The 26,182-nt window shown below is 61.1% G+C and carries 18 protein-coding genes; 12 read left to right on the forward strand and 6 right to left on the reverse strand.

Annotated features, from left to right (window positions below):
- Positions 1-291: 291 nt before the first annotated feature.
- The 6 genes from FCU66_RS16000 to FCU66_RS16025 all read right to left on the reverse strand — a co-directional run bounded on the left by FCU66_RS16000 (position 292) and on the right by FCU66_RS16025 (position 10,649).
- On the reverse strand, positions 292-1,350 hold the full coding sequence (locus FCU66_RS16000; protein WP_425462856.1) for a DUF7146 domain-containing protein: 1,059 nt from the start codon (positions 1,348-1,350) through the stop codon (positions 292-294).
- Positions 1,350-5,690, reverse strand: a complete 4,341-nt coding sequence (locus FCU66_RS16005; RefSeq protein WP_136616153.1) for a strawberry notch-like NTP hydrolase domain-containing protein — start codon at positions 5,688-5,690, stop codon at positions 1,350-1,352. The genes FCU66_RS16000 and FCU66_RS16005 overlap by 1 nt, the downstream gene beginning before the upstream one ends.
- 177 nt (positions 5,691-5,867) lie before the next feature.
- Complete coding sequence (locus tag FCU66_RS16010; RefSeq protein ID WP_136616154.1) at positions 5,868-7,997, reverse strand: ParB/RepB/Spo0J family partition protein; 2,130 nt, start codon at positions 7,995-7,997, stop codon at positions 5,868-5,870.
- Positions 7,998-8,144: 147 nt separating this feature from the next.
- The gene (locus tag FCU66_RS16015) at positions 8,145-9,107 is read right to left on the reverse strand and encodes an ArdC family protein (RefSeq protein ID WP_136616155.1); all 963 of its coding nucleotides are present in this window, start codon (positions 9,105-9,107) and stop codon (positions 8,145-8,147) included.
- Positions 9,108-9,408: 301 nt separating this feature from the next.
- A complete protein-coding gene (locus tag FCU66_RS16020) occupies positions 9,409-10,332 on the reverse strand; it encodes an ImmA/IrrE family metallo-endopeptidase (protein ID WP_136616156.1) in 924 nt (307 codons plus the stop codon).
- Positions 10,329-10,649 carry a helix-turn-helix domain-containing protein gene (locus tag FCU66_RS16025; protein ID WP_136616157.1) on the reverse strand — a complete coding sequence of 107 codons (321 nt, stop codon included), beginning with the start codon at positions 10,647-10,649 and terminating at the stop codon, positions 10,329-10,331. Before FCU66_RS16025 ends, FCU66_RS16020 begins: the two co-directional genes overlap by 4 nt.
- A gap of 213 nt (positions 10,650-10,862) precedes the next feature.
- On the opposite strand from FCU66_RS16025, the gene FCU66_RS16030 reads away from it, so the two are divergent.
- From FCU66_RS16030 to dpdF, 12 genes are all read left to right on the forward strand, one after another.
- Complete coding sequence (locus FCU66_RS16030) at positions 10,863-12,122, forward strand: nucleotidyltransferase domain-containing protein (RefSeq protein WP_136616158.1); 1,260 nt, start codon at positions 10,863-10,865, stop codon at positions 12,120-12,122.
- A gap of 41 nt (positions 12,123-12,163) precedes the next feature.
- Entirely contained in the window at positions 12,164-12,577 is a 414-nt protein-coding gene (locus FCU66_RS42990; RefSeq protein WP_484177839.1) for a type II CBASS E2 protein, read from the forward strand.
- Positions 12,574-13,614 (forward strand): CBASS cGAMP-activated phospholipase, encoded by a 1,041-nt coding sequence (locus FCU66_RS16040; protein ID WP_136616160.1) that lies wholly within the window; start codon positions 12,574-12,576, stop codon positions 13,612-13,614. The genes FCU66_RS42990 and FCU66_RS16040 overlap by 4 nt, the downstream gene beginning before the upstream one ends.
- Positions 13,615-14,195: 581 nt before the next feature.
- Positions 14,196-15,161 carry a hypothetical protein gene (locus FCU66_RS16045; RefSeq protein WP_136616161.1) on the forward strand — a complete coding sequence of 322 codons (966 nt, stop codon included), beginning with the start codon at positions 14,196-14,198 and terminating at the stop codon, positions 15,159-15,161.
- A gap of 26 nt (positions 15,162-15,187) precedes the next feature.
- Entirely contained in the window at positions 15,188-16,297 is a 1,110-nt protein-coding gene (gene dbpB, locus FCU66_RS16050) for a DGQHR domain-containing protein DpdB (protein ID WP_246093917.1), read from the forward strand.
- Positions 16,297-17,586, forward strand: coding sequence for a tRNA-guanine transglycosylase DpdA (gene dpdA, locus FCU66_RS16055; RefSeq protein ID WP_136616163.1), 1,290 nt, complete (start codon positions 16,297-16,299; stop codon positions 17,584-17,586). Before dbpB (FCU66_RS16050) ends, dpdA begins: the two co-directional genes overlap by 1 nt.
- Complete coding sequence (gene dbpB, locus FCU66_RS16060; RefSeq protein WP_136616164.1) at positions 17,583-18,671, forward strand: DGQHR domain-containing protein DpdB; 1,089 nt, start codon at positions 17,583-17,585, stop codon at positions 18,669-18,671. The genes dpdA and dbpB (FCU66_RS16060) overlap by 4 nt, the downstream gene beginning before the upstream one ends.
- 5 nt (positions 18,672-18,676) lie before the next feature.
- A complete protein-coding gene (gene queE, locus FCU66_RS16065; RefSeq protein WP_136616165.1) occupies positions 18,677-19,309 on the forward strand; it encodes a 7-carboxy-7-deazaguanine synthase in 633 nt (210 codons plus the stop codon).
- On the forward strand, positions 19,309-19,680 hold the full coding sequence (locus FCU66_RS16070) for a 6-pyruvoyl trahydropterin synthase family protein (protein WP_136616166.1): 372 nt from the start codon (positions 19,309-19,311) through the stop codon (positions 19,678-19,680). Before queE ends, FCU66_RS16070 begins: the two co-directional genes overlap by 1 nt.
- Entirely contained in the window at positions 19,677-20,378 is a 702-nt protein-coding gene (gene queC / locus FCU66_RS16075) for a 7-cyano-7-deazaguanine synthase QueC (RefSeq protein WP_136616167.1), read from the forward strand. Before FCU66_RS16070 ends, queC begins: the two co-directional genes overlap by 4 nt.
- 242 nt (positions 20,379-20,620) lie before the next feature.
- Positions 20,621-23,668 (forward strand): protein DpdE, encoded by a 3,048-nt coding sequence (gene dpdE, locus FCU66_RS16080; protein WP_136616168.1) that lies wholly within the window; start codon positions 20,621-20,623, stop codon positions 23,666-23,668.
- Positions 23,665-26,172 carry a protein DpdF gene (gene dpdF / locus FCU66_RS16085; protein ID WP_136616169.1) on the forward strand — a complete coding sequence of 836 codons (2,508 nt, stop codon included), beginning with the start codon at positions 23,665-23,667 and terminating at the stop codon, positions 26,170-26,172. Before dpdE ends, dpdF begins: the two co-directional genes overlap by 4 nt.
- The last annotated feature ends 10 nt before the right edge of the window (positions 26,173-26,182 follow it).

The raw sequence follows: 26,182 nt of genomic DNA on the forward strand, positions 1-26,182 counted from the left end.
GCCGCGACCATCGCGGCCTTCATGGCGACGAAAGAAGGCGGGCGGGCCGGACCTGCACTCCGAGCGAAGCGAGAGGGCCAAGCCTTGGCGCTGGATGGCGAAGGCCGGCTATTTTGCTTCGCGATGCAAAGGTGGGCTTGCCCGCCGGCGGAAAATAGCCGGGCACAGCCATTGCCGGTCCGGTCCGCTTGCCGTCCCGATCGCCCTCTCAGAAGGCCGTGGTCGTGGCTCTCTCCGATGGTGCGGTGCAACCCGCGTGGCCGACGCAGGACCCTGGTCACGGGACGCGGCTCACGTCGCCATGCCGACCAATGCCGGCTTCTCCATGAAGCGGGCGACATCTTCTGGTGCGATCTGAACTCGCGCTGCCGCCCGAAGCGCATCGATGCCGAGCGCACGGAGATCCTCGTTGAAGTCCCCGAGCCGTGGCGACAGGGCGATCGCCTCGATCCCGACCGCCTGCGCCCGTTCGACCAGGCTTTGCACCGCCCCCTCACCGGCCGGATCGTCGTCGCGCGCGATGTAGAGACGGCGCAGTGTTGCCGGGAACAGGAGCTGGCCGAGATGTGCAGCCGAAAGCGCCGCCACCGTCGGTATTTGGGGCAGCACCATTCGTAGGGACAGCATGGTCTCGATGCCTTCGCCAGCCGACATGACATCGTGAGCAACACCGAAACGGACCCCGTTGCCGAGGAGGTCGCCCATCGCACGCCTCGGCGTATCGACCGGCGCCTTGCCGCTACAATCTGGTGCAAGCCAGGTACGGTGCGCCCCGGTGATCTTGCCGCCGAGATCGGTGACGGAAGCGATCATCGCCGGCCAGGTCTCGGTTTGGCTGAAGCTGTCCGGGCGATAGTAGCAGCGTGGATGGAAGCGCAGCGCTCCGGTTCCGTGCAACGCCGTAATGCCGCGTTTGCGCAGATACGTCTCTACGATGGTGCCCGTAATCGGCTGCGACATGGAAATCAGCCGCCGTGCTGATTCCGGCGATCCCGCCGGTGCGGACGACGATCGGGGCCGCGGCTGAGGGTCGGGTTCGTGTCGGGGCAGGCTGAGGAAACGTCGGGCTTCGTCAGCGACATCCTTGAAGTCGACCAGTCCGCAACTCTCGCGGATGACGTCGAGCAGATCGCCATGCTCGCCGGTGGCGGCATCGGTCCATTTGCCCGCCGCGCCCTTGCCGGACTCGGCTCCCTTCAGCCGGACGAACATTGACCGGCCCGGATTGTTCTGGACGTCGCCGACCAGCCAGTAGCGGCCGTCACGCCGACCATTGGAGAGATACTCGCGGCAGACGGCCTCGGCGTTGCGGCCGAGACGTTGCGCGAGATCGAAAGCGTCGCGGGCCATCATGCCGCCTCCCGTTCGGCGATCCGCGCGAGCGGATAGCGTTCGAGCACTTTCGCCAGAATGGCGGGGCCAGCGGCGTCAGTCGGCACGAACATGCGCAGCTTCCAGGAGATGATCTCGTGGAACAGTCCGTAGGTGCGCAGGCGATCGCGCATCGCGTCGGTGAAGCCGGACAGCTCGATCCGGTTCACGCCCATGACACGGACCCGGCGAAGCTGGAGCCTCTCGGCGAGATCGAGGATCGTCTTGCCATCCATCAGCGCCGTGAAAGCGTCCTCGGGGCTCAAGGTGCTGCTGCCCGTTGCCGTCGCACCCGCGACCCAGGCGGATGAGACGCGCCGGCCGACGATGCGTTCGCCGGTGTCGGTCTGGAGCCGATAGACGCGTGTCGATTCATTCGGCAGGCGTTTCCAGATCGGAAGCAGCAGCCCGGAGACGACGTGGATGATGCTGTCGGTAAATGTCGGCACCTCGGTCAGCTCCACCTCCCAGGCGCGAGCGAACACCTGGCGGTCGGCTTCGACCCAATGGGTCTGCGGCATCATCGCCAGCGGCATGGCGGGGTGCTCCATCGGTCGGATGAGTCGGACGCGGCGTTCGACCTCGCCGTCGTCGAGCATCAGGCTGCTGGTCGGGACCTGCACGGCGGCGCGGCCCAACTGCCCATTGATGAGCAGCATCGCTCGGGGGTCGGTGAGGTGGTTCAGCGCTTGGTCGAGCGTGACCGGCCGGTTGCGCTCGCGCTGGGTTATCGTGAGAAGCCGGGTATCGGCGGAGGTGCCCGGATGGGTGTAGATCGCCTGACGGTCGGTGACGACGAAGCTCTCAGCGGTCAGGGTCTCCAGCCCGACATCATAGACGCCCGACGCGATAGCCCCCTCGATGCGAGAGGACAGCAATTGCTCGAACGCCGTGAACAGGATGTTCTGCAATCGAATAGTGAGCGCCAGCAACCGGTTGAGGAAGGTCGTGATCGGCGGTAGGTCATCCTTGATGCCGCCAGAATCCATCAGCGACAGGCCGGTCGCATCCTCGAACATCTGCAGTGAGCAACCCTCGACCTTGCCTCGGACCAGCAACAGGTAGAGCTGGCCCAGAGCGTCGCGGGCATAGTGGCTCTCCAGATTGTCCTCGGGCCGGAACAGGCCTTGGCCACCGGTCTGGCGCTGGCCCTTGGTGATGGCGCCGAGGGTGTCGAGCCGACGTGCGATGGTCGAGAGGAAGCGCTTCTCGGCCTTGACGTTAGTCGCGATCGGCCGGAACAGCGGCGGTTGCTGCTGGTTCGTGCGATTGGTGCGACCGAGCCCCTGGATGGCGGCGTCCGCCTTCCACCCCGCCTCGAGCAGATAGTGAACCCGCAGCCGGCGGTTCTTCGCCGACAGCTCGGCGTGATAACTGCGCCCGGTGCCACCTGCCTCCGAAAACACGAGGATGCGCTTGGCATCATCCATGAACGCCTGCGCCTCGGCGAGATTGGCGGAGCCGGCACGGGTCTCTACCATCAGACGGTCGACACCACCGACGCCGGTCTTGCGGATGATGCGCCGCGAGCGACCCGTCACCTCGGCCACCAGGTCGGTGCCGAAGCGCTGGACGATCTGGTCGAGCGCGCCGGGAACCGGGGTCAGCGACGCCAACCGCTCGATCAATCGGTCACGCCGGGCGACAGCCTCGCGGCTCTCGACCGGTTGGCCGTCGCGATAGACCGGCCGCGATGACAGCTTGCCCTCGCTGTCGGTGAACGGCTCGTAGAGCTGCACCGGGAAGGAATGGGCGAGATAGTCGAGGACATATTCGCGAGGCGTGATGTCGACGCGAACGTCGTTCCATTCCTCGGTCGGGATTTCCGCCAGGCGTCGCTCCATCAGCGCCTCGCCGGTCGAGACGATTTGGATGACGGAGGAGTGGCCCTCTTCAAGATCGCGGTCGATGGACCGGATCAGCGAGGGCGTCTTCATGCTGGTGATCAGGTGGGAGAAAAAGCGCTGCTTGGCGCTTTCGAAGGCCGAACGCGCGGCGGATTTGGCCTGCGCATTGAGCGTGCCGGTCGAGCCGGTGATGTTGGCCGCCTGCATCGCCGCATCGAGGTTGTTGTGGATGATACCGAACGCCCCGGCATAGGCGTCATAGATGCGGACCTGTTCGTCGGTCAGCGTGTGCTCGAGCAACTCGTATTCGACGCCCTCGTAGGAGAGTGACCGAGCCGCATAGAGGCCGAGCGCCCGAAGATCGCGCGCGAGCACCTCCATCGCCGCGACGCCTCCGGCCTCGATCGCCTCGACGAATTCGGCACGCGTGGCGAACGGAAAATCCTCGCCACCCCAGAGGCCGAGGCGCTGGGCGTATGCGAGATTGTGGACCGTGGTGGCGCCGGTCGCCGAGACGTAGACGATGCGCGCGTTCGGGAGTGCGTGCTGAAGTCGAAGTCCGGCACGGCCCTGTTGCGAGGCGGCCTGGTCGCCGCGCTCGCCCTTGCCGCTGGCGGCGTTCTGCATGGCGTGGCTCTCGTCGAAAATGATCACCCCATCGAAGTCGGAGCCCAACCAGTCGACGATCTGCCGGACGCGCGAAACCTTCTCCTCGCGCGCGTCGGACCGCAGCGTGGCGTAGGTGGTGAATAGGACACCTTCCGCAAGCCGGATCGGTGTGCCCTGGCGAAAACGCGAGAGCGGCGTGACCAGCAGTCGCTCCATGCCCAGCGCCGACCAATCCCGTTGAGCATCCTCGATCAGCTTGTCGGACTTCGACACCCAGACGGCGCGGCGGCGGCCTTTCAGCCAGTTGTCGAGCAGGATGCCGGCGACCTGGCGGCCCTTGCCGGCGCCGGTGCCATCGCCCAGGAACCAGCCGCGACGGAAGCGGACGGCGTTCTCGGCGTCGTCGCGCGCAGCCGAGACGAGGTCGAACGTCTCATCCACCGTCCATGATCCGGCGAGATGACCGGCATGGGACTCGCCTGCGTAGATGACGCTTTCAAGCTGGGCGTCGGACAGCAGGCCATCACTGACGGCGACGGGTGGCAGGTGTGGCCGATAGGTCGGTGTCGGCGGCGCGACCGAGGCCATGGCCGCCGACTGCACCAGCTTTGTGGGGTGAACCTGAGAGTCGGGAATACGGATCGCCTGCAATCCGTATTCCTCATAAAGCGCCTCGGTGATCCGGCCACCCTCAGCCGGCTTCCAATCGACGGCCTCATAGACGAGTTCGACGCCTTCTGGCTCCGCCGTTCCCGCTGTACCAGAGGACTGGCGCATCGCGTAGGCGCGCACGCTTCGAGGGGTAGCCAAGCCGACAACCGGCGCCACGGTGGCACCGAAAGGCAGTCTCGGCGGGACATGATTGGCGACCCAGCCGAGAAGCGTGGCGACGTCGGGCGCTGTCCCAGGCGAAACGGGAAACGCGGTCGGGTCTTCGGCCGAAGCCTTGTCGATCACCGTCAGCCGGGTATCGATGGTGGTGCCGTGCTTGGCATAGACAGCCCCGTCGATGGCCGCCGAGAACACCACGCGCCCGCGCTCCTGCAGCCCGACGAAGGCGTCCCGCCAGGCCGGATTGTCAGGCGTGAAGCTCGCCCCGGTGATGGCGACGAGGCGGCCGCCATCGACAAGGCGCGACAGGCTCGACGCGATATGGCGGAGCGCCGCGTCCGCCATGCGACCGTCGACATGGGCCATCGCCGAGAACGGCGGGTTCATCAGCACGACACTCGGAACGAGACGCGAGTCGAGGTGATCGTCGATCTGAGCCGCGTCGAAGCGGGTGACGGCGATGTTTGGAAACAGTCGGCCGAGCAGCCCTGCGCGGGTCTCGGCCAGTTCATTGAGGATGAGCGATCCGCCGGCAAGTTCCGCGAGAATGGCGAGCAGGCCTGTCCCGGCCGAAGGCTCCAGCACGCGGTCGGCGGGTGTGATCGCGGCAGCCGTGCTGGCGGCAAGTCCAAGCGGGATTGGCGTTGAGAACTGCTGCAGCGTCTGGCTCTCTTCGGAGCGGCGCGTGTGGGTGGGGAGAAGGCCCGCGATCCTGGCCAGCATCGGCAGCATGGCGGCGGGTGATGCGGAGTGCGAGCGAATCGCCGGACCGAACTTGCGCAAGAAGAGCACCGTCGCCGCCTCGCAGGCGTCATATGCGGTCTTCCAGTCCCAGGCGCCGGAGGCATCGGACGCTTCAAAGGCCGTTTCCATCGCGGTGCGCAGCACGGTCGCATCGACACGCTGGCCGCGTTCGAGATGGGGCAGGAGAAGCCGTGCGGCCTGGGCGACGATGATGGTGGGATCGGCGATAGAGGCGGGCGGGAGGGACGCAGGCGCAGGGGCGGCCGCGAAAGCTTTGGCATTCGTCATGGAGGAGACCTCGGGAGAGCGGGAGGGGTCGAGCCGGTCGGCGCTCTCTCTCGACCGCATCGGCTCAACCCGTCCCGGCCTTCCTCTTCCTCTCCCGCCGCGGCCTTGAGCTGGACCTCGATGGGATTGATGGGCTGTGAGATGCGAGGCGGCCGGAGCCGCCCCGCGGTCGCAGGACTATTCTGCCGCGATCATGCGCTGACGTTCCTCATCGGTGTCGGCTGCGACCTCGTCGTCATCGCCGGCGAGAAAACTCGGCAGCGCGTCGGCGTCGACTTCAGTCCTCGGTTCGGTAGCGGGCTCGATCTCGGCGAGACGCAGCGGCTCCGGCAGCCAGCCGGTGCCTTCGAGCAGCCGTTCGGCCTCCTTCGCCATGTCGCCCTTCTTCAGATGGTCGATGAGTTGGGCCGACTGCTCGCCCTTTGCCTCGCGCACGGCCTCAAGAATGCGGGGCTTGGTAACGCGGGAGAGGTAGTTGTCGACGGTCGGCTTCCAACCCGCCGCGACCATATCGAGGCCTACGGCTCGAGCCAGCGCGTCGGCCTGGTCAAGCCGGCGCTGGATACCACTCGCCGACGGGCCGGCGCCGTAGCGGTCGGCCTTCTCGTAGAGTGCGTTCACGCCGAACGACGCGCAATGCGCGAACAACGCCGCCTGTTCCGTGCCTTCGAGCGCGGCTAGCGCATCCCAAAGGTCAGCCTGATCGTTGGGCAGGCGTTCCTCCCATGCCCTATGGCGGGCATCGACGGCCTGGGCCGAGGCACTTTCCTTGAGCCCAGGTCCCTGCTGGGCAAAGCCGACATTCCTGACGGAGATCTCCATGCAGACAGCGTGCGGAGAGTACCGCGAAAAGACATCGAGGCAGAACTTATGCAGCACGGCAAGGAAGGCCACGGAGGGTTCGTTGGCGAGCGCATCGCGCAAGGCCAGCGTCCGATGCGCGGTCAGCTCGCTGATCAGGCGATCCGGAAGCGGCTTGATGACATCGTCCTCGTCATCCTCCGGCTCGGCCTGGCCGCCGATGGTGATGACGGCGCGCTGGATAACCGGGGCAGTCGGGTCGGATGCTTCGGGCGTCGCGCCGTCGGCATCCACTCCATCGCCATCCATCGTCACAGCGGCCTCGTCCTCAGGGCGAATATAGCAGCGATCGACCGAGAGGTTGCCGTTGCTGTCAATGCTGATGAAGACTCCGGCGCGCGCGATCTCGGCTGGATCGTAGATGACGGGACGGTTGTCGAAGGCGGCAAGCGCCGTCTCGATCTGGCCGAGCCGTTCGTCCACCTCGTCCGGCAGTTCGTCGGCTTCCTCGTATTCCGCTTCGAGCTTGGCGTATTCGGCGTTCAGTGCGTTGATCGTTGCCTGCTCCTCGGCTGTCAGGTCGGCGGACGTTCCCGCCAACGCGCGCATTCCGTGCGTGTTTCCGTAAGGCGTCTCGACTGCGACCGATATCCACTTCCAGCCTTCGGCGGCGATGGCCTCGGCCTCGGCTTTCAGCTTTTCGCCAACGAGGCGATCGAGCAGAGCGGCGTCCTCCAGCCAGCCGCCATCGTCGCCCTGGAAGAGATCGCGCATGATGCCGCCGCCGGCTTCGGCATAGGCGTCAAGACCGACGAACTGCGCACGCTTGTCGGAGGCCCGCACCGTCGTCTCCGTCAGCATGCGGCGGATCTGATAGGGTTCCTTGCTGTAGGAGCGCTGGATGGTCTCCCAAACCTGCTCCTGACGGGCATGATCGCCAGTCACGGTGAACGCCATGAGCTGCTCCAGCGTGATACCGTCCTGGGCGTAGAGGTCCAGCAAAGCGTTCGACACGGCCGCGAGGCGCAGACGCTGCTTCACCACGTGGACCGAGACGAAGAAGGCGGCCGCGATGTCGTCCTCGGACTGCCCCTTCTCGCGCAGTGCCTGAAAGGCGCGAAATTGATCGAGAGGATGCAGCCCGACATGCTGGACGTTTTCCGCCAGGGAATCCTCCTCGGCCGAGGTAGCGGCGTTGGCGGCCTTCGGGATGCACGGCACTGGCGCGGCCTTGGCGAGGCGCTTCTGCTTGACCAGGAGTTCGAGCGCCCGAAAGCGGCGGCCGCCGGCCGGAACTTCGAACATGCCGGTCTCGGCGCCATCGGCATCGAGCACCGGCCGAACACTGAGGCTCTGAAGTAGTCCGCGCCGGGCAATGTCCTCGGACAGGTCTTCGATCGAGATACCGGCCTTGATCCGCCGGACGTTGGACTGGCTGAGCACCAGCTTGTTGAAGGGAATGTCCCGCGAGGCACTGAGGATGATTTTCTGAACGGCGTTAGCCATGTCGGTAGTCTCCGCGACGGGCGCCGAGAGCCGCTCTCTCGACCCAAAACCCGTCATGAAAAACCGGCACCCCTCTCACTCTTGCGGGCACCGAACCGGGAAGCCGGAGAAGCGTATTACCAGCTCCACGTTTCGGCGTGGCCAGCATCACGCAGCCTCCCGCTCGTCTTCTCCGGATGTTGCCGCAACCGGCCGATCGATGCCCGACTCGAAGCCAAGGATGAATTCGGCGGCCTTCGACGCGGCGCTGGCGGCACGGACAATGGCACGGTTGTCCTCACGCAGAACCTCCAGCCATGAGCCGATGTAGTCGGCATGGCGCACCGTCGGCGCGATGGCGAGAGAAGCACAGACAAAGGCCCCGGCCATCTCCGCCACCAGTTCCTCGCGCGCATAGGATTTGGAGCCGAAGGAACCGGCCATGTCACGGCCGAGCCGGGAAGGATGACCCGACCAGTGCCCCAGTTCATGGAATGCGGTGCGGTGCCAATTGATCGGTTCGAAATAGGCGGCCGGCGGCGGGACCTGCACGAAGTCGTGCGGCGGGCTGTAGAAGGCGCGGCTGCCTCCGATCCGAAAATCCGCGCCGGTGGCCCGGATCAGCGCCTCTGCTTGCGGTTCGATCATTCCCGGCGGAGGTGGTGGTGCGACGGCGGCGAGGTCCTCCGGCATGTTCTCGCATTGATCGGCGTTGAAGACTGTGAAGCGCTTGAGGAACGGAACCGCCTGTGCTTCGTCTCCGCTCTCACGGGCTCGCTTCTTCTCGTCGTTCGGAATGAAGCGGTCGGCGTAGACGACGGTGGTGCCGTGCTCACCCAACCTGACGTTGCCGCCGAGGCCAAGCGCCTGGCGGAATGTAAGCCAGCTCTGGCCGGTGAATCCGTGCTCGATGACCGCGCCCCACAGGATCAGGATGTTGATGCCGGAGTAGCGCCGGTGGGTCGACGCATTTTCCGGCATGGCGAGCGGCGCCTTTGCCGCCGCCGTCCCCCAGGGCAGCACCCACGGGATACGTCCGGCTTCCAGCTCGGCGATGATCTTGTCGGTGATTTCCTGATAGAGGCCTGGCCGGTCGTTGCCGGAACGGGCGCTAGCGGTGTTTCTGGACATCGCGGTTCTCCGCGACGGGCGCCAGGAGCCTCTCTCCCGACCTTCAACCCGTCACGGCAAACCCGGTCCGCACTCTCACTCTCGTCGACCCGTCTCGATACCCACAGGCGGAAGCAAGGAACGTCGGCGTGACCGATCTCGCGTCAGGGATGGAAGCCCGTATGGGTGAAGACCCGTCGCAGGCGGGGCTTCAGCTTTGCCGACAGCCCGGCCCCTCTGGGGTCGCCCTGATTGGCCCTCGAAAAACGACGAAAAGTCGCTAAGCGCTTATCCGGCAGCAGATCATTTGCGCCGATCTAGATCATGTAGCCGGAAATTGTCCGTTTTGAATAAACCGGTCGAACGTATCGGGGGTTTCTTCCTCCCCTTGGTCTCGCGGCCCCTCGCCTTCGAAGTGGAGAAGCGTAATCTCCTGATCGTATCGGTCTGATCGGAAGCACATTTCAAACACCGGTTCCGGAAACCAGACATTCGCTACCTGCATTGTTCCGACCGTCGCCGCGTCCGAGTAGTCTCGGCGCGCAGCAAAAGCCTGTTGAGGCAGCTCAAATACCGTGTCCTTCGTCTTGAGATATCGGCCTGTCTTGAATGCGGGACCGCTCGATTTCGCCCAGTGTGCGAACCCTTCATTCGACACTATCATCATCGCCCTGGTTTCGGTGTACTCGAGCCAACGGAGAATCGTCGCGGTCAACGAAACTCCATAACGCTTTGCGATTCGGCCGAGCGCGTCAAAGTCAGGACGTTCCTTCGCCGGCAGCTGTTTTCGAAAATCATGAAACGGCATCAAGAGTGCCGCGGCGAATTCGTCCGCCTCCTTTTCAATTCCTGACCCATTTCGACGGATGATGCTGTTCTCGTCGCAATAGATGCCGTGATCGTAGGCGTCGTCGTCCTCGATCATTCGACGATGGAGGACATAGTGTCCCAACTCGTGACCGATCGTGAAAGCCCGTCGGCCGGCTGATTGATTGAGATGATACATGATGGCCCACTGCCGCGGCCGAGGTTCGCTGTAGACCAGCGCTCCGATGCAACCAGGAATGTTACGCTCGACGACCTCGTGGATGGGACCGTTGGGCTCAATATTTGCTGAGTATTCCAGGGCAAGTCGTGCGACATCAACTGGGCCGCGATCAAAGCGGTCGTCCCCAAAGACGGCATCCAGCATTTTCGTAATGCGAGCGGCTTCCTTCAACGGACGAGGTCGATCGGCTTCGATCATTTTGGCTTCTTGGTCCCAAGAATCTTGGCCATCTCTCGAATCTGCCGGCGCGTGTCTTCTGGGAGACTGCTGTATTCTCGGTAGAATGCAGTGTCTTCCGCCTTTTCCAACGTTTGTTCGTCCGAGCCAATCAGATAGTCCACTGTGACGCCCAACGCCGACGCGATCGCCGCAAGTTTCTCCGCCGATGGGCGCGGTGGATTCTTGTTCTCAAGTTCCCAGATGTAGCTTTTTGCGGAGCCTGTTTCTTGAGCGAGTTGGTCTAATGTCAGTCCTTTCTGCGTTCGCAGCTCTTTGATCCGGGTACCAAACTTCATTTCAAATCCACCGTAACAGCTGTCTCAATCGTCCGTTATCCACAAGTTCGGACTAGGCTAACTGTAAGGCCCTTGACAGCAGCATTCAAGGCACCCATTTATGTTCGGAGTAGCGACATTTTGAATCAGATCATAGTGAACCTACTGGCTCAGGGGAGGACGGCATGACGACCCACAATCAATCGGGACTGAGTCCCGGGATGGAGAAGAACATTGAACACGCAGCAGGCACTTTCTGGAATTAACCCGTTTGACGATCCTCTGGACCGCATTCTCGCTGAAATTGCTCTAAGCATTCAGCTCCCGCCCTCGCTTCACGACAAGGCCAAGGGCCGGTACCAGGCGGTCAGGAATCATCTGGAAGCAACCGTAGCGTTCCACGATCAGATCGAGCATTTCTACCCGCAGGGTTCGATGGCGATCGACGCTACGATTTCCAACCGTGGTACCGACGACGAATTCGATCTCGACATCGTTTCCCAACTGGGTGGCCGTTTTCGCACCATGGAGCCGCTGGAAATTCTGCGTGCCCTTGAAGCTGCATTGGCCGACTATCCAGTTCAACGCGTGAGGAGGCAGACACGCTGCGTCACGCTCTACTATGCCGACAAAATGCATTTGGACATCACCCCCGCGCTGCGGGAATACGGGACGCGTGAGCGTGAGAGCTTCATCACCCACGCCAAAGGCCCCGCGCGCTCCAGCGACGATCGCCTTGTGGATATGAATGCCTATGGGTTTGCGGGGTGGTATGATGAAAGAACTCCGCTCGAAGCCCGTATGGCAAGCGAATTCAATCGGCGCTGGCGCGACATGTATAGCCGCACCGCAAAGGCCGATGCAGAGGTGGATGACGTCCCTGATCAGACGCACTTCATCGTCAAGAACACTGCGACCCTGGCCCTTCAGCTCATCAAACGCCTCCGGAACATTCAATACGCCGGATACTCCGGGCGCGTTCCTCCGTCGGTGATGCTGTCATTTTACGCCGGTCAGGCTGCGCAGCCCAATTCTTCGCTTTCGGCAATGATGATCCGGATTGCGAATTGGATCATCGCCGATATCGAGAATGCTTCACTCTACGGACGTAAGCTGCATGTCGCCAATCCCGTCTGCGCCGATGACGTGTTTACGGACCGTTGGCCAGAGTCGGTGGCCCAGCAGGATGAATTCGCCCGTCATCTGCGGGCGCTTGTTCGTAGCCTGGAGCAAATGCGCCGCGGAGAAATGTTCCCCGACGACATGATGGACTGGCTGCGCGGTAATTTCGGCGACCGGGTGGTAACCCGGGCTGCGGACAATATTGCAGGCCAGGTTGGTTCGGCAATTCAGAAATCGCAGCAGCTCTATTCGAACAAGGGCGGCATCCTCTTCCCGACGCCGGGCATCATTGCCGGACTCGCAGCCGCGCCGCTCGCAAGTCCAGCCGTGGCAGCGGCGCGGCCGCATACGTTCTTCGGCAAGAAGATCTGATGGCTGCCTATCTGCTATCCGTCGGTGAACAGGTTGCGGCCATGAAGGCGACATGGCCGCAGCTACTCGCACGGAATATAGACCGGCGTACCCAGTCGGTTCGTTGGATAGGAGATGTGCGGCCGCAACACTCCCGTTACATGCTCGAAATTCGTTATCGGGTCGGTATGGCGCCACAAGTGAGGATACTCGAACCGGTTCTCGTACGGCTCCCTGACAACGTGGAAGGCCAACTTCCTCATGTCTATCCGCCCTCTGACGACCCGACGCTTTGTCTATTCGACCCCGAGAACAATGAGTGGAACGCGTCCATGCGGATTGCGGAAACGACAGTGCCCTGGGCGCTGGATTGGCTAGCCTGTTACGAGCTCTGGCTGATGACAGGCAAATGGACAGGTGGGGGCCGGCACGCCGGACACCCACGCATCCCTTCAATAGAGGATAGGATCCAATGAATTATTCGCCGCCACGCCGATCGGACGGGACGATACAACACACCCGCATCAAGCTGCCTTGGCCGAAAGATCGGCTGTTCCGCATCCTCTCGATCGACGGGGGTGGTATTCGCGGCGTCTTCCCGGCTGCCTATCTGGCGGAAATGGAGAAGCGGTTTCTCGGCGGAGCGTCGATTGCCGATCATTTCGATATGATCGCGGGCACCTCCACAGGCGGGATTATCGCACTGGCATTGGCACACGGAATGACGGCGCAGCAGGCGTTGAACATCTATGTCGAACGGGGCGAACGGATCTTTCCTATCAGCACCGGTGTCAGGAAGTTGGCCAAGCTCGCGCGTTGGATCTTCAAACCCAAGCATGATCAATCGGTTCTGAAGGATGAGCTTCTCAAGATTTTTGGCGACAAGGTTCTGGATGCCTCGACAAAGCGGCTCGTGATACCGAGCTTCGAAGGCCTACATGGCGAGCCATTCCTGTACAAGACGCCACATCATCCCGACCATCAGAAGGATCGGCACAAGAAGTTCGCCCATGTCGCCCTGCACACGACGGCTGCCCCGTCTTATTATCCCGCTGTCGATGACGACGGCTACATCATGATCGACGGGGGGATCTGGGCAAACAACCCGGTGATGAACGCCGTGGTCGATGCTTTGGCCTGCTACGATGTTCCACGCGAGAGCATTCGGGTGCTCAGCATCGGCACCGGCGAGTCGACTTTCGCGGTCGACGAGAAGGCTCGCTCAGGTGGGGCGAAGGAGTGGGCCTTCATGAGGTCTTTCAACGCTGCGGCCCGTGCTCAGTCCAAAAACGCCCTTGGCCAAGCTTACCTCCTTATCGGAAAGAACAACGTCGTTCGTATTGACCCGCCTGAAACGGATACCCCGATTGAGCTCGACGACACTCGCCGGTCCCTTCGAGAGCTTCCGTTGACCGCGCGCAGTCTTGTCGAAGGATCCGGCCACCACGTAGAGGGCCTGTTTCTGAGAGATAAGACGGACACCTTCATTCCGTGCCCGGCGCCGGTCGCGTAGGCGTTGCCCGATCCCTTCAGAGAAATTCATACCATCAAAAGCTCCGAGCTTGGCAGCTCTGACGAACAGAAATTGCGCAGCAAGTCAGTTGCTGGTGGCTCGCGCGAATGCGACACATAGCGGCCGCGAGCTGTAAGGCCCGGAAATTCGGCATGCGCCAAGTATGCCATCGGTCACTGCGAAGCGAAATGCGCTGATCTCATTCGTCGTGCCCCTCAGTCGATGCCTATCGAATCGTCTCGCAGCAGGTCCATTAAACCTCGCTGAGCATACGGTGCCATCAAGGAGCCCTCCGATCCCAGCCGATAGCTTCGGTCCGAACTCTGAGGAAGAGGCGTGTCTCGGAATCAAGGCGTCTCGGCGAGCAATCGGCCCAATAACTGCAGTCCTTCGCACCAAAGCTTTCGTGGGGCCTGCATTTATTGCGGTCCCCGATTGCAAAACACGTCAGTTTCCCGTAGCTATTGCACACACACCGTGCGGGGGACCGCAGCTTGTAGCGAAAGCTGTCAATCCCCCCAGATGTAGTCCTCGGCCACGACAACAGATACGCAAGCGGTTTTTTTTAGGCGCAGTTATCGATGAATCCGACAGCAGTTGCGCGATCTCTCGAACACTCGATCCCCAAGCCGATTGCGGCTGTGATCACTATTTGCACCCGTCGAAAAATGGCGCAGGTGCCCCTCGCGGCGACGGCAGTTTCTTTGCCTGTGGGTTCACAAGAGGTGATTCAAGCCGCCTGGAACACGACGCTGCGGGCACTGCCAGTCGCGGCTTCCGCCGGCGCTGTCTACGCTGGTCGAGGGTTTGGACTCGCGACCCAGGCCGCAACGATGGCCGAGGCCAAACTTTACGTCCTTTCTGCCGGGTTGGGCCTGGTGGATACGAACCGGCAGATCCCACTCTATGGGCTCACTGTCTCTGGGGGGCACGCTGAATCCGTCGCAGCCAAGGTATCAAATGAGTTCGATGCCGCCGCCTGGTTTTCCAGCCTTATGTCAGGTTCTTATTCGGATCAATGGATAGATGTATTCGGCCAAGGTTCTGAGCGAGTGCTCATCGCGCTTACCCGTCCGTATGCCGAGATGGTAGGTAAGAGCTTGAGTGAACTCGGACCTCAAACATTGGCGCGGCTGCGCATCTTCGGCGCATCTCTTGCATCGGCATTGCCAGCCACACTCCACCCATCGGTTGCTCCTTACGACAGTCGTTTGGACGCTATCTTCCCGGGTACCCGGACCGACTTTTCTCAACGGGCCCTGCTCCATTTTGTTCGTTTGGTGGCGACCGAACGCGACGCATGCGACCGAGACGCCGATTACGCAGCCGTCGAGGCTGCCATCGGAGGAGTGGCGGCACCCAACCGCCCACGCCGCCCACGCCGCAATGACTTGGAGATTGTTCAGCTAATTCTGGCGCGTCTTCAGACGGAATCAGGCATTGCGAAAATCCTCCGCGCACTTCGCGATGAAGAGGGTGTTGCATGCGAGCAAGCGCGGTTTAGCCGTCTTTACCGCCTCGCCATCGAGCAAAGGGAAGTCGCATGACGCGTCCCCGAAAGGCCAAGGAGGCAATGCTCGCTGTTCGTGCCGTCCGCACCGAACAGGCCGACAAAGCGGTCTATGCTTTCTTTGTTGCTGGTGCCGACCTCCTCAAGTTTGCTGAGATTAGCCGCGTTCACCGGGACGGCGAAGGGTCTTTGCAGGGATTTCAGCGCAAAGGCATTAAGAGCCACGTCCAGGCGATCACAGAGTTTCTTGATCAGGGGCCAGTGCTCTTCCCGAACGCCATTATTCTCGCGCTCTCGCCGCACGCGCGTTTCACCCAGGCTAGGGGAGAAAAACCCAGCGGCGACGTAAGATCCTGCGAGGCGGGAACATTGCGCATCCCGCTTCCAAGCGACGGCCCAAAGGCGGCTTGGATTGTCGATGGCCAACAGCGTTCGATTGCCCTATCTCAGGCTCGGAACAAGAGCTTTCCTGTTCCCGTCGTCGCCTTTGTGTCGGAGGAGTTATCCGTCCATCGCGAACAGTTCATCTTGGTCAACAAGGCAAAACCGCTCGACCCGCGGCTGATCAACGAATTGCTTCCAGAGGTAGAGACCGCTTTTCCGAGGGATTTATCGTCTCGGAAAATCCCGAGCGAACTCGTCAATCTCCTCCACACTTCATCTGATTCTCCATTCCAAGGCTTTATCAAACGGGTCTCCGAAGATTCCACGACCGCCGTTGTCACTGACTCGGCATTGATTAAGGCGATACGTAACAGCATCAATAGCGCTCTTGGCTCGCTCGCTCCGTATAAAGCGACAGCAGAGTGTCCCGCCGATGTCGATGCAATGTACCGCGTACTTGTGGCCTACTGGACGGCCGTGCGTGACGTCTTTTCTGAGGCGTGGGGTCGCCCACCGACCGAAAGCCGGCTTATGCACTCAGCCGGTATCGAGGCGATGAGTCTTTTGATGGATCGCATGATGTCGCGCGCTGCTCCTGGTACGGACCTGCTGCTCCACGCGACCGAGTCGCTGTCGCGCATTGCTCCATACTGTCGCTGGACAAGCGGCAGGTGGGCGGAGTTGCAGCGCGATTGGAATGAGATTCAGAACGTTGGGCGCGACATCAAGCTCTTGTCGGGCCATTTAGCACGCCTGGACCACATGCACGCCTTCGCCAAGGTGGCGTGATGCGGTTCGTTTTCGCAGACAGCGTCGATACGATCGACCCCGAATATGACTTCGTCGCGGACCGCAACGGCGCTGGCCGATCAGTTCATCGCGATGACCAGTATCCTCACGAATTCCTCGAACATGCGCCCTATGACGGAATCCTGGTTTCCCGCGGCATCGTCGGCGACGCGCGGCAGCCAGGAAAATATTCGGAAGCACAGTTGATGCGCTTTCGTCGCGAGGGCGCCCGACGTTTCCTGCGCTATCCGCTCGATCGGTTTCCAGGAAGCTTGATGATGGGCGACTGCGGCGCCTTCACCTATCGGAATCTACCGGAGCCACCGTATAGCGCCGACGACACAGCGGAATTCTATGCCGATGGCGGCTTCACGCATGGTTGTTCGCCCGATCACCTTATCTTTGACTTTGACGACCTGGGTTTGAAGCGGACCATGGACGACGTGCCGGAGGATGTGCGTCGTCGCTACGAAATCACCCTTCAGAATGCAACCGAGTTCTACAAATCCGCCGCAGGCCTAGGCCCAGACTTCACCCCAATGGGCGTAATACAGGGATGGTCGGCTGAGAGTATGGCGCAGGCCGCCTCCAGCCTGGCCAGCATGGGATACGACTACTTAGCCATCGGCGGCACCGTGCCGTTGAGCATCGACCAGATCCGCCGGATCCTACAAGCACTGCGTGACACTCTCCCCGATCAGGTTCGACTGCATCTTCTTGGATTCGGGAAAATCGAGGAACTGGCTGTGCTGGAACAGTACCGCGTGACCAGTTTCGATACGACGTCACCGCTCTTGCGCGCTTTCAAGGATGCCCGAAAGAATTACTGGGTGAGGACGCCCGATGGCGACCTCTCTTACTACACCGCAATTCGCATTCCGCAGGCCACTCAGAACAACAAACTCAAGCATAAGGCTCTTGAAGGCAGCCTCAACCAGGAAGATGCGAGGCGTCTTGAAGACGCCGCGCTTCGGGGCGTGCGTGCTTACGCTGACGGAGGCGCGACCCTGGACCAAAGCCTTGATGCCGTGATGGAGTATTGGGCCGCCCTGAACTGGCACGATGAGGCGTCGCCAAGCCGACGTGCCGACGCCGCAACCCGACAGCGCAAGGTCTACGCCCACACCCTTGGCGATCGTCCCTGGGAGCGATGTGGCTGCCGAGTTTGTCGGGAGAGCGGCGTGGAGGCTGTGATCTTTCGTACCTCAAATCGCAACAAGCGACGCGGCATCCATAACCTCCACGTCTTTCACACCCATCTAAGCGAATTCCGACAGGAGAGCCTATGAGCAACAACCATATTCTTCGGTTTGACGCGCTCGCGCCGGTTCAGAGCCAAAAACTGGCGGTTTTTACGTTTATTGCGAATGCCACTGAAGTGGCACGCATCGCTCGAATCGAGCGGGCGGGGCGCGATGACGGCGGGGCGCTTCAAGGTTTTCAGCGGCCGCAGATCGCGGGCCACATTCGCGAAATCCGAGATTATCTCGAAAAGCCGAACTCGATTTTACCCAACGCCATCGTGGTCGCGTTCATGGGGCAGGCTCGGCTAGAGCCAGCAGCAAACCCGGAAAGTCGACTCTGCCAGCTGGTCATCGATACGTCCAACGGCCCGCCGGGTTGGATCGTCGATGGGCAACAGCGCTTTACGGCGCTTTCGGAACTACGAAGCCGTGACTTTGAAGTGCTCGTGTCGGGCTTTCTCTGCGAGACTGAGGAGGAACTGCAAAAACAGTTCATCCTCGTGAATAACACGCGCCCCCTACCAAAGGCACTGGTCTACGAACTGCTCCCGAAGGTAGGAGATCTGCCGCACCGCATGTCGAGCCGGTCGCAAGCAGCACTTGCCACGGAGGCTCTTAACTATCGCAGGGGCTCGTCGCTGAGGGGACTAATCAAGCAGCAAACCAATCCAAAGGGGGTAATCCGGGACACGGTGCTGCAGCGAGTTATTATGAACTCGTTGAGTGACGGAGCGCTGCGGCTTTACGCCGGCGAAGACAAACTCTTGCTTGAACACGGCGTCACAATGATGAGCGAGTTCTTTCATGCAGTTCAACACGTCTTTGCAGAAGACTGGGTTGGCAAGACACCCAAAACCTCCCGGTTGATTCATGGCACAGGAATTGTCGCTCTCGGGTATGTCATGGACTTTCTCAACAGCGTTACAGGTGCCGCAACGCGTGGCGAATTCGCCAATGGCTTGCGACTGCTGAAGGGAAAGACCGCTTGGAGCGAGGGCGAGTGGGAGTTCGGCGCCGAGCGCCGACGTTGGAACGGACTCCAGAACGTTCCATCCGATGTCCGCCAATTAACGTTTCACCTAGTCCAGGTCATCAAGCGGCGCCTGGCCGAATCCGCAAGGGCAGCCTGAAAGCCATGAGTTACGCAGTCAAAGAAATGTTCTATTCGCTGCAGGGCGAAGGTCGTCACACTGGGCGGCCGGCCGTTTTCTGCCGTTTTGCGGGTTGTAACCTATGGAGTGGCCGGGAGCGCGACCGAGCGAAAGCCGCCTGCAATTTTTGTGACACCGATTTTGTTGGCGTCAATGGCATTGGCGGTGGACGGTTCAACGATGCGTCTTCTTTGGCAATCGGAATTGAGAATATGTGGGGCGGTGGAGCGTCCAGACGATTCGTCGTTCTCACAGGCGGTGAACCGCTTCTGCAGGTGGGGGATGAGCTTGTGTCGGCACTCCATGATCGCGGGTTCGAAATTGCCTTAGAGACTAATGGCACGCTGGCGGCCCCCAACAGGATTGATTGGATTACCGTTAGCCCCAAGGGGGCGACAACCTTGGCGCAAACTTCGGGAAATGAGCTGAAACTGGTGTTTCCGCAAGCCGGTCTAGATCCTGAGGCCTTTGAGAAACTCGCGTTTGACCACTTCCTCCTGCAGCCACTCGACGGCCCCCAACTCGAGGCAAATACAGCGGCGGCGATAGCTTATTGCCTGCAACATCCACACTGGCGTCTGTCTCTGCAGACCCATAAATTCATGGGGATTCGATAATGTACGAACTCAGCAAGGAGTTTCGGTTCGATGCAGCGCACACACTTCACCGCACCATCGACGTCGAGCCGAGCCGTAGGATTCATGGCCATTCCTACCGCGCAGAAGTAGTAGTTCGCGGTCGCCCTGACCCAGAGAGCGGCATGGTCATCGATCTGGGGCTGCTCGATCAGGCCCTCGAAGAGGCTCGCGACGGTCTCGATCACCGTTTTCTAGATGAGATAAATGATCTTGGACCCGCGACCATGGAAAACCTTTCGTCGTGGATCTGGCGGAAAGTTGCGCCAATCTGTCCGAACTTATGGCGCGTAACCGTAAGACGCGATAGCGACACCGGGGCTTGTAGTTTCTATGGTACGGACGCCCAATGATGTCCGATTCTACCGCACTCGTACTCTTTTCGGGCGGTCAAGATTCCGCAACATGTCTGGCTTGGGCCCTAGATCGGTTCGAGCGCGTGGAGACGATTGGTTTTGATTATCGGCAGCGCCATCGCGCCGAGTTGGACGCTCGCGGCGCTTTCCGAGCTGGCTTGGAGCGTGATTTTCCGAAATGGGCCGCCAAGCTCGGGGAGGATCGGGTGCTGGATCTATCCGTGCTAGGCGAGATCAGCGAAACTGCTTTGACCCGTGAAGTTGAAATCGCAACGACCGAATCCGGGTTGCCGAACACGTTCGTGCCCGGGCGGAACATTATCTTCCTCACGTTTGCGGCTGCTGTCGCCTACCGTCGAGGTCTCAAGCATGTTGTGACCGGCGTTTGTGAAACAGACTTTTCTGGCTATCCGGACTGCCGTGATGACACAGTGAAAGCACTCCAGGTCGCACTCAACCTTGGCATGGAGCGCCGTTTCGTTCTTGAGACGCCGCTCATGTGGATAGACAAGGCACAGACATGGGCACTTGCCGAGCGACTGGGGGGAGCGGCTCTCGTTGATTTGATCCGGGAGCGCACTTTGACTTGCTATCAGGGGGACACCGAGACAACCCACGAATGGGGTCGCGGATGCGGAGTCTGCCCAGCTTGCGAACTTCGAGCGAACGGTTTCACACGCTGGAAGACGCCGTAAGAGTTCTCCCAGTTCCCATCGGCAACATGTTGTGCATCTTTCCCGGCGAAGGTAGCATTCCAGTTGCTTAGTGTTTAACGTCCACAGCGTTCTTTGGATCAACTTGCGGATTCACTTGAACGCCCTTTTCGGAGCTAATTAAGCCTCTCGCGCTCGAGGCTCCCCCGCTTGTACCGGGACCCGGAGTGGGCCTAGGTGAGGTACGAGGGGCTTTTGTGTCGGATTCGAAGTTATCGCCTGGTATGTTTGTCAGCCTTCCGGGACGGCGGGGTACCGGCAGGCTGCTTGCCGTCGAGGGAGAACAGTGCCGAGTCGCCCTGTTCCACTCCATTGACGAGATCGAAGAGTGCCGTTTCGACAGATCCGATTTAGGCCGCGCCTATTTGGGACCGCAGACCCGTGTCTATGTGCAAACTCCCAAGGGCTGGGCAATCGGCAGGGTAGTCGACTACGATCCCTCCGGTATGCCGTGGGTGGAGTACACGGTTCGTTTTCCGAATAATCACCTTGGTGACTTCAAGGAAAATCGCCTTCAGGTACGGGTGTTCGAACCACACGCCGACCCTAGCGACGTGCTCGCCCGCGGTGGCGGCGAGAGTCAGTTTCTGCATGATCGACGATGGGCCGCTTTGGAGAGCTCGGTGGCTTTGAGGGGGGCTAGCAAAGGTCTCACGGCCTTCTTATCCAGCAGAATTGAACTGGTCCCGCACCAATTTGCAGCCGTCCGTCGCGTGCTCACCGATTCCGTCCAGCGCTATCTGTTGGCCGACGAGGTCGGTATGGGAAAGACGATCGAAGCGGGGGTTATCGCTCGCCAATGCCTAATCGATGATCCCGATCGATGCATTCGCGTGCTCGCACCATCGCCCCTGGTCAGCCAGTGGCGAACTGAACTAGAGGATCGCTGTGGCCTCGGCGAGTTCCCCGGACGCGTCGAGTACCTTGCCTTCAGCCAACTCGATGAGGCCAGGCTGCCCGCAGACCTCTTGATCGTGGATGAAGCTCACAGCCTCTTGGCGGATGAAGCGCTGAATCGGGCGTTGCGCCGCCAAGCCCACGCCACGCCGCGGCTGCTCCTTCTGACAGCGACCCCTGTCCTCGGCGATCCAATGCGACTCCTCGACCTTCTTCACCTCCTCGATCCAGAGACCTACGGACCCGAGGACGTATCCAAGCTGGAGATGCGACTGCAGATCGGCCGCGATCTTGGGCGACTGCTCATGAGCCTGTCCGATGACGCCCCGGTGCTGATGGTAAGGCGCGCGGCCATCGAAATCGGGAGCCGCATCCCTGAGGACGAACTTGTTGGAGGACTGAAGGACTTGATTGTGGCGGGTGGGGAAGAGGCTACCGCGGCCACCGCGGATTTACGCCAGCATCTGGCTGACACGTATCGCGTGCACCAACGCCTAGTACGCGCCCGACGCAGCGACGCGGTACTCTATTTTCGCCCGCGCGGACAGCTGGTGGATGGCCGACGGGAACACGTCCTAGAAGAGGTCGACGAAGACCTTCGCTGGCCTGACATATTGGCCGCGATCGAAGACTGGCGGGAGGACGTCCGTGCCGAACCGGATCCCGACAACTGTTCCGCTGGGCGCGCTGAAGCGGCCAGACATCTCTTCAAGCAAGTGGAGGCTATCGGTTTCAATCTGGACGCGGCTGCTGCTGACGTGACGTTGCCAGTCGCCGTGGCGGCCATCGCGGGTCGGGATCCTGGGACCCGCAACGCGGCGGCGGTAGCTTCGGATAGTCTGGCGACCCTGCGCCGGCGCCTGCACAGCCAAGGCGAACGCCATCCCAAGATTGTCGCCTTCGCGTCGCGTCCGGAGACCGTGGCCGCATTCGCTTGTGCTTTGGCTGAACGGGGCGAGAGTGCACTAACCTTCACGGAGGCCTCCACCAATTCCGACATTGACGCAGCCATCGCGCGCTTCCGCACGGATTCAAACATCTCGGTGTTGATTTGCGATCGCGCCGGAGAGGAAGGCCTCAATCTCAACTTCGCCGACGCCCTGCTGCATTTGGATCTTCCCTTCTCGGTGATCCGAATGGAGCAGCGGATCGGCCGGTTGGATCGATTCGGCCGCACTAAACCAATGGTTCGGCAGAGAATCCTTCTTCCCAGCGACGACGATGCAAGCCCATGGGCGGCCTGGCAGGAACTATTGACCAAAGGGTTTGGGATCTACGAGCGGTCCACGAGCGACGTTCAATTTATCCTGGACGGACTTGAAACGGAAATTGCGCAAGCTTTCCTCGAAGGCGGCGCAACCGGCCTTCGCGAAATGATCGAGCCGGTTCGGAACAGGTTGCAGGAAGCGCGGCAGCTTGCAGATGAACAGTACGCCTTGGATGCGGTGGCGCTGGCGGATGACGCTGGGAAAGTGATTGAGGCCATCGAGGACGCGGAGGCCGATGAGAAGATGCTCGAACTCGCGGCGGAGGGGTGGCTGTTGAAGGGGTTGCAATTGAAGCGGTTGCGTGTGGAGAATGAGGAGGATCCGTTCCGGTACGACTGGGTGAAAGAGACCCTTCTGCCGAGGGAACCGTGGGAGCGCGAGTTCGGGCTCGAGCGGGAGCGCCCGCTCACTTGGCGGCGGCGTGTCGCATCCAGGCGAGGTGCGGCTCTTTTAAGGCCGGGGGCTCGCGTTATCGACGCCATGGAACGGGCGCTTAGGTGGGATGATCGCGGCTCAGCGTTCGCTACATGGCGCGTCGATCCCAGTCTGGAAGGCAGCGACATCGCCTGGAGTGGCTTCCGGCTTTGCTTTGTTGTCGAGGCCCAAATCAGCAAGGATCTTGAGGTATTCCACTCTGCTGACGTGGACGGACTTTCCCGCCGAGCACAGTCGTTCCTCTCGCCGTGGACGATGCAATTCCACCTCGATCCGAAAGGGCTGACTGCCCCACCGCATTTACTGGATATCCTCAAACGCCCCTATGTGCGGGAGCAGGCGTCAAACGGGGCTCGCGACATCAACCTGTCGAGCCGCTCCGACCTTTTTGCCCGTATCGTTGAGCCTTCGGTATTTGCCGCCACCTGTGTCGAGATTCGCGAACATGCCGACGCTATGTTGCGGAGACAGGCCGAGTATCTCGCTCAAACCTGTAAGGCAGTGCGTCTTGCCGAGCAGGATTTTCGGCGCCGGGCCCGTCGCCAGGACAGCCAAGGGATCGCGGAAGCGAGGGCGGTTGTCGAGGCGGTTCGTGCTCCTAGGGTTCGCCTGGATTCGATCGGTTTCTTTGTGCTTTCAAGCCAAGCTCCGTCACGGGTTGGGTTGCCATGACCCTAAGGGGAGCAAGGGCTTTCGCTGCCCTGGGACGCGCGCTCAGCGGGGAAGCGCAAGAGCCGTGGATGTCACCCGACAACCCATCCTTTGATCGTCTGCGGCGAGCACTGCTGCATCCTGCAGGCCGCTCCCCGCTCGACCTCGCGTTGCTCCTGCGGCAGGCGCTGAGCCACGAGACGGCCCAACGCGAAGGGCCATCCGCGAGTTGCACCCTAGGGCAAGGATCGCCTCTGCTTGACTTTACGGACTGGAATGGCGTCGGTCTTCGCGCTCATCCTTTGCCGCGAGGTCTCCAGATAAACCTCACGCCCTGGCGCCCCGCTTGGCTAGGATCTACGCCGGCCGAGGGGGTTGATCGCTATGCGGCGGCCGAGCAGCCGAAGAATTTCGGCGAAGACGCTCGGACGGAGGGAGATCCGTTTCTTGCGGCTCTCGGCCACCGTACCTACCAAAGTGTGGGGCAGCGCGCGGCCGTCCGCGCTGCGCTCACGACCCCTCCGGGTGCTACTTTGGCTGTGGGTTTGGCCACGGGCGAGGGTAAGAGCTTAATCTTTCAGCTGGCCGAGCGAATTGGCTTCACTGGGCAAAAAGGCCACCGCGAGCCGGGGCTTGTCCTTGTCGTCACACCAACAGTGGCATTGGCTATTGATCAGGAGAACTCCGCAGTCGAAAGGGGCTTTGTCGCTCCCATTGCCTATCGCGGGGGCGAGGCTTTGAGCAATGCGATCCTAGTCGCCCGCATAGATGAGGATAGTCAGGGCCTTTGCGTCGCCTCGCCGGAAGCGGTCTGTGGTCCCTTGCGACGATCGCTTCATCGTGCTGCCGAGCGTGGCAGGCTGCGAGCCATCGTCGTCGATGAAGCCCACCTGGTAGACGGATGGGGCACTGGCTTCCGAACAGAATTTCAAACTCTTGGTGGAGTTCGTCAGGAACTCGTCGATGCCTCTCCGCCGGAATACAAGGCTAGGACGATTCTGCTATCGGCCACCCTGACGCCGGCAACGATCGCAATGCTGAAAACGTTGTTCGCTGGCGCGAGCCCCTTTGCGGAGGTCGCCGCGATCCGACTGCGGTCGGAGCCAGATTACTGGGTGGCTCAGTCAACAACCGATCTTGATCGGCAGTCCCGCGTCCTCGAAGCCCTGCACCATGTTCCTCGCCCAGCGATTCTCTACGCCACACGTGTGGTTGATGCAAAGGCATGGTTCACGCTGCTGCACGCGGCAGGCTTCCGTAGCCTTAGGATGGTGCATGGCGAGACCCCAAACCGAGAGCGCGAGAAGATTCTGGGCGATTGGCGTGAAGGGAACGTTGACTTGGTGGTAGCGACCTCCGCCTTTGGGCTTGGGATCGACTACCGCCATGTTCGGTCTGTGTTGCACGCCTGCGTCCCAGAGACGCTGGACCGCTTTTATCAAGAAGTGGGTCGGGGTGGGCGTGACGGACGAACATGTTTATCCCTCGTCATGCCCGCCTACGGGGACGATGCGATCGCCGAACACATCAACCAGAAACTCGTAATCGGATTGCCCCGCGGGCGGCAACGCTGGCGGTCCATGTTTGAGCAAAGCCGCACGGCAGATGGGGTGGATGAATACATCGTCCCCTTGGACGTCGCCCCGAGCAACGAGCCTGATGACATCGATATGCGCGGCGAGCGAAACAGTGACTGGAACGCCCGCGTACTCACCCTGATGGCGCGTTCGAACCTCATCCAATTGATGGGCTCTGACGAACCTCCAGAAGGAAAAAGGGGTTCCTATGAACGGATCCGTATTCTTGAGTTTGATCATTTGCGTGAAGACGCCTGGGTGGATCGCGTCGAACCTGTCCGTCGCGATCTCGCCGCTGCCAGCCAGACCAGCCTTTCATTGATGCATCAGTTTCTGACTGACGCTGCATGTCCCGCAACCTTGTTTCGACGTCTCTACGAGGCAGGTCCAGAAGCGCATTCCTGTAGCCGCTGCCGGCTTTGCCGGGCAGACAAGAGCTGGCAGGCGCCCGAACGTCCTCGGCTGGAACCAGCATCCCCGTGGCCTTCAAGAGGCCTCGGTTCTGGCCGGCTAGCCAGCCTGCTCGACCAAGCTAGTAGGCTGCTTGTCTTCTATGATTCTCAGGCAATAAACCTTAAGTTTCGTAGACGCTTTGGTGAAATTCTAGAGAGCTTGGTCGCGGAGGGGGTACATAACCTAGTGATCGTCGGAAAAATCCCCCTTCTGGCCAAAGAAGCGCAGGATGTTTGCCGCAACCGACCGGTGTTTGTCGCGCACGTCGAGCGCATAACTCAGCGCCGGCTTCCGACGGGTCCTGAGCTTGTGCTGCTTGCCGAGGGAGCGCAGCTTGAAGCCCTCGATCTCGCGCCATGCGGGGTCGGGACGGAGCGGATCATCGTAGCACCTGTCACGCTTACAGACCCGAGCCGACCTGGCGTACCGCTTCAAGCTACGAACGCGGGTCGGTCGCTTGCTTATGACGTTTTCCATGCGAGGCTAAGAGCGTGAGTATCATAGG

Origin of the sequence: Mesorhizobium norvegicum (assembly GCF_004919685.1) — a bacterium.
Taxonomy (GTDB): domain Bacteria; phylum Pseudomonadota; class Alphaproteobacteria; order Rhizobiales; family Rhizobiaceae; genus Mesorhizobium; species Mesorhizobium norvegicum.

Coding starts and splice junctions, on each gene's coding strand:
- FCU66_RS16010 (WP_136616154.1), bottom strand. CDS start 7,997: ATGGCTAACGCCGTTCAGAAAATCATCCTCAGTGCCTCGCGGGACATT.
- FCU66_RS16020 (WP_136616156.1), bottom strand. CDS start 10,332: ATGATCGAAGCCGATCGACCTCGTCCGTTGAAGGAAGCCGCTCGCATT.
- dbpB (WP_246093917.1), top strand. CDS start 15,188: ATGCTCGCTGTTCGTGCCGTCCGCACCGAACAGGCCGACAAAGCGGTC.
- FCU66_RS16025 (WP_136616157.1), bottom strand. CDS start 10,649: ATGAAGTTTGGTACCCGGATCAAAGAGCTGCGAACGCAGAAAGGACTG.
- FCU66_RS16070 (WP_136616166.1), top strand. CDS start 19,309: ATGTACGAACTCAGCAAGGAGTTTCGGTTCGATGCAGCGCACACACTT.
- FCU66_RS16015 (WP_136616155.1), bottom strand. CDS start 9,107: ATGTCCAGAAACACCGCTAGCGCCCGTTCCGGCAACGACCGGCCAGGC.
- dbpB (WP_136616164.1), top strand. CDS start 17,583: ATGAGCAACAACCATATTCTTCGGTTTGACGCGCTCGCGCCGGTTCAG.
- FCU66_RS16000 (WP_425462856.1), bottom strand. CDS start 1,350: ATGGCCCGCGACGCTTTCGATCTCGCGCAACGTCTCGGCCGCAACGCC.
- FCU66_RS42990 (WP_484177839.1), top strand. CDS start 12,164: ATGAAGGCGACATGGCCGCAGCTACTCGCACGGAATATAGACCGGCGT.
- dpdE (WP_136616168.1), top strand. CDS start 20,621: ATGTTTGTCAGCCTTCCGGGACGGCGGGGTACCGGCAGGCTGCTTGCC.
- FCU66_RS16045 (WP_136616161.1), top strand. CDS start 14,196: ATGAATCCGACAGCAGTTGCGCGATCTCTCGAACACTCGATCCCCAAG.
- dpdF (WP_136616169.1), top strand. CDS start 23,665: ATGACCCTAAGGGGAGCAAGGGCTTTCGCTGCCCTGGGACGCGCGCTC.
- queC (WP_136616167.1), top strand. CDS start 19,677: ATGATGTCCGATTCTACCGCACTCGTACTCTTTTCGGGCGGTCAAGAT.
- FCU66_RS16040 (WP_136616160.1), top strand. CDS start 12,574: ATGAATTATTCGCCGCCACGCCGATCGGACGGGACGATACAACACACC.
- queE (WP_136616165.1), top strand. CDS start 18,677: ATGAGTTACGCAGTCAAAGAAATGTTCTATTCGCTGCAGGGCGAAGGT.
- FCU66_RS16005 (WP_136616153.1), bottom strand. CDS start 5,690: ATGACGAATGCCAAAGCTTTCGCGGCCGCCCCTGCGCCTGCGTCCCTC.
- dpdA (WP_136616163.1), top strand. CDS start 16,297: ATGCGGTTCGTTTTCGCAGACAGCGTCGATACGATCGACCCCGAATAT.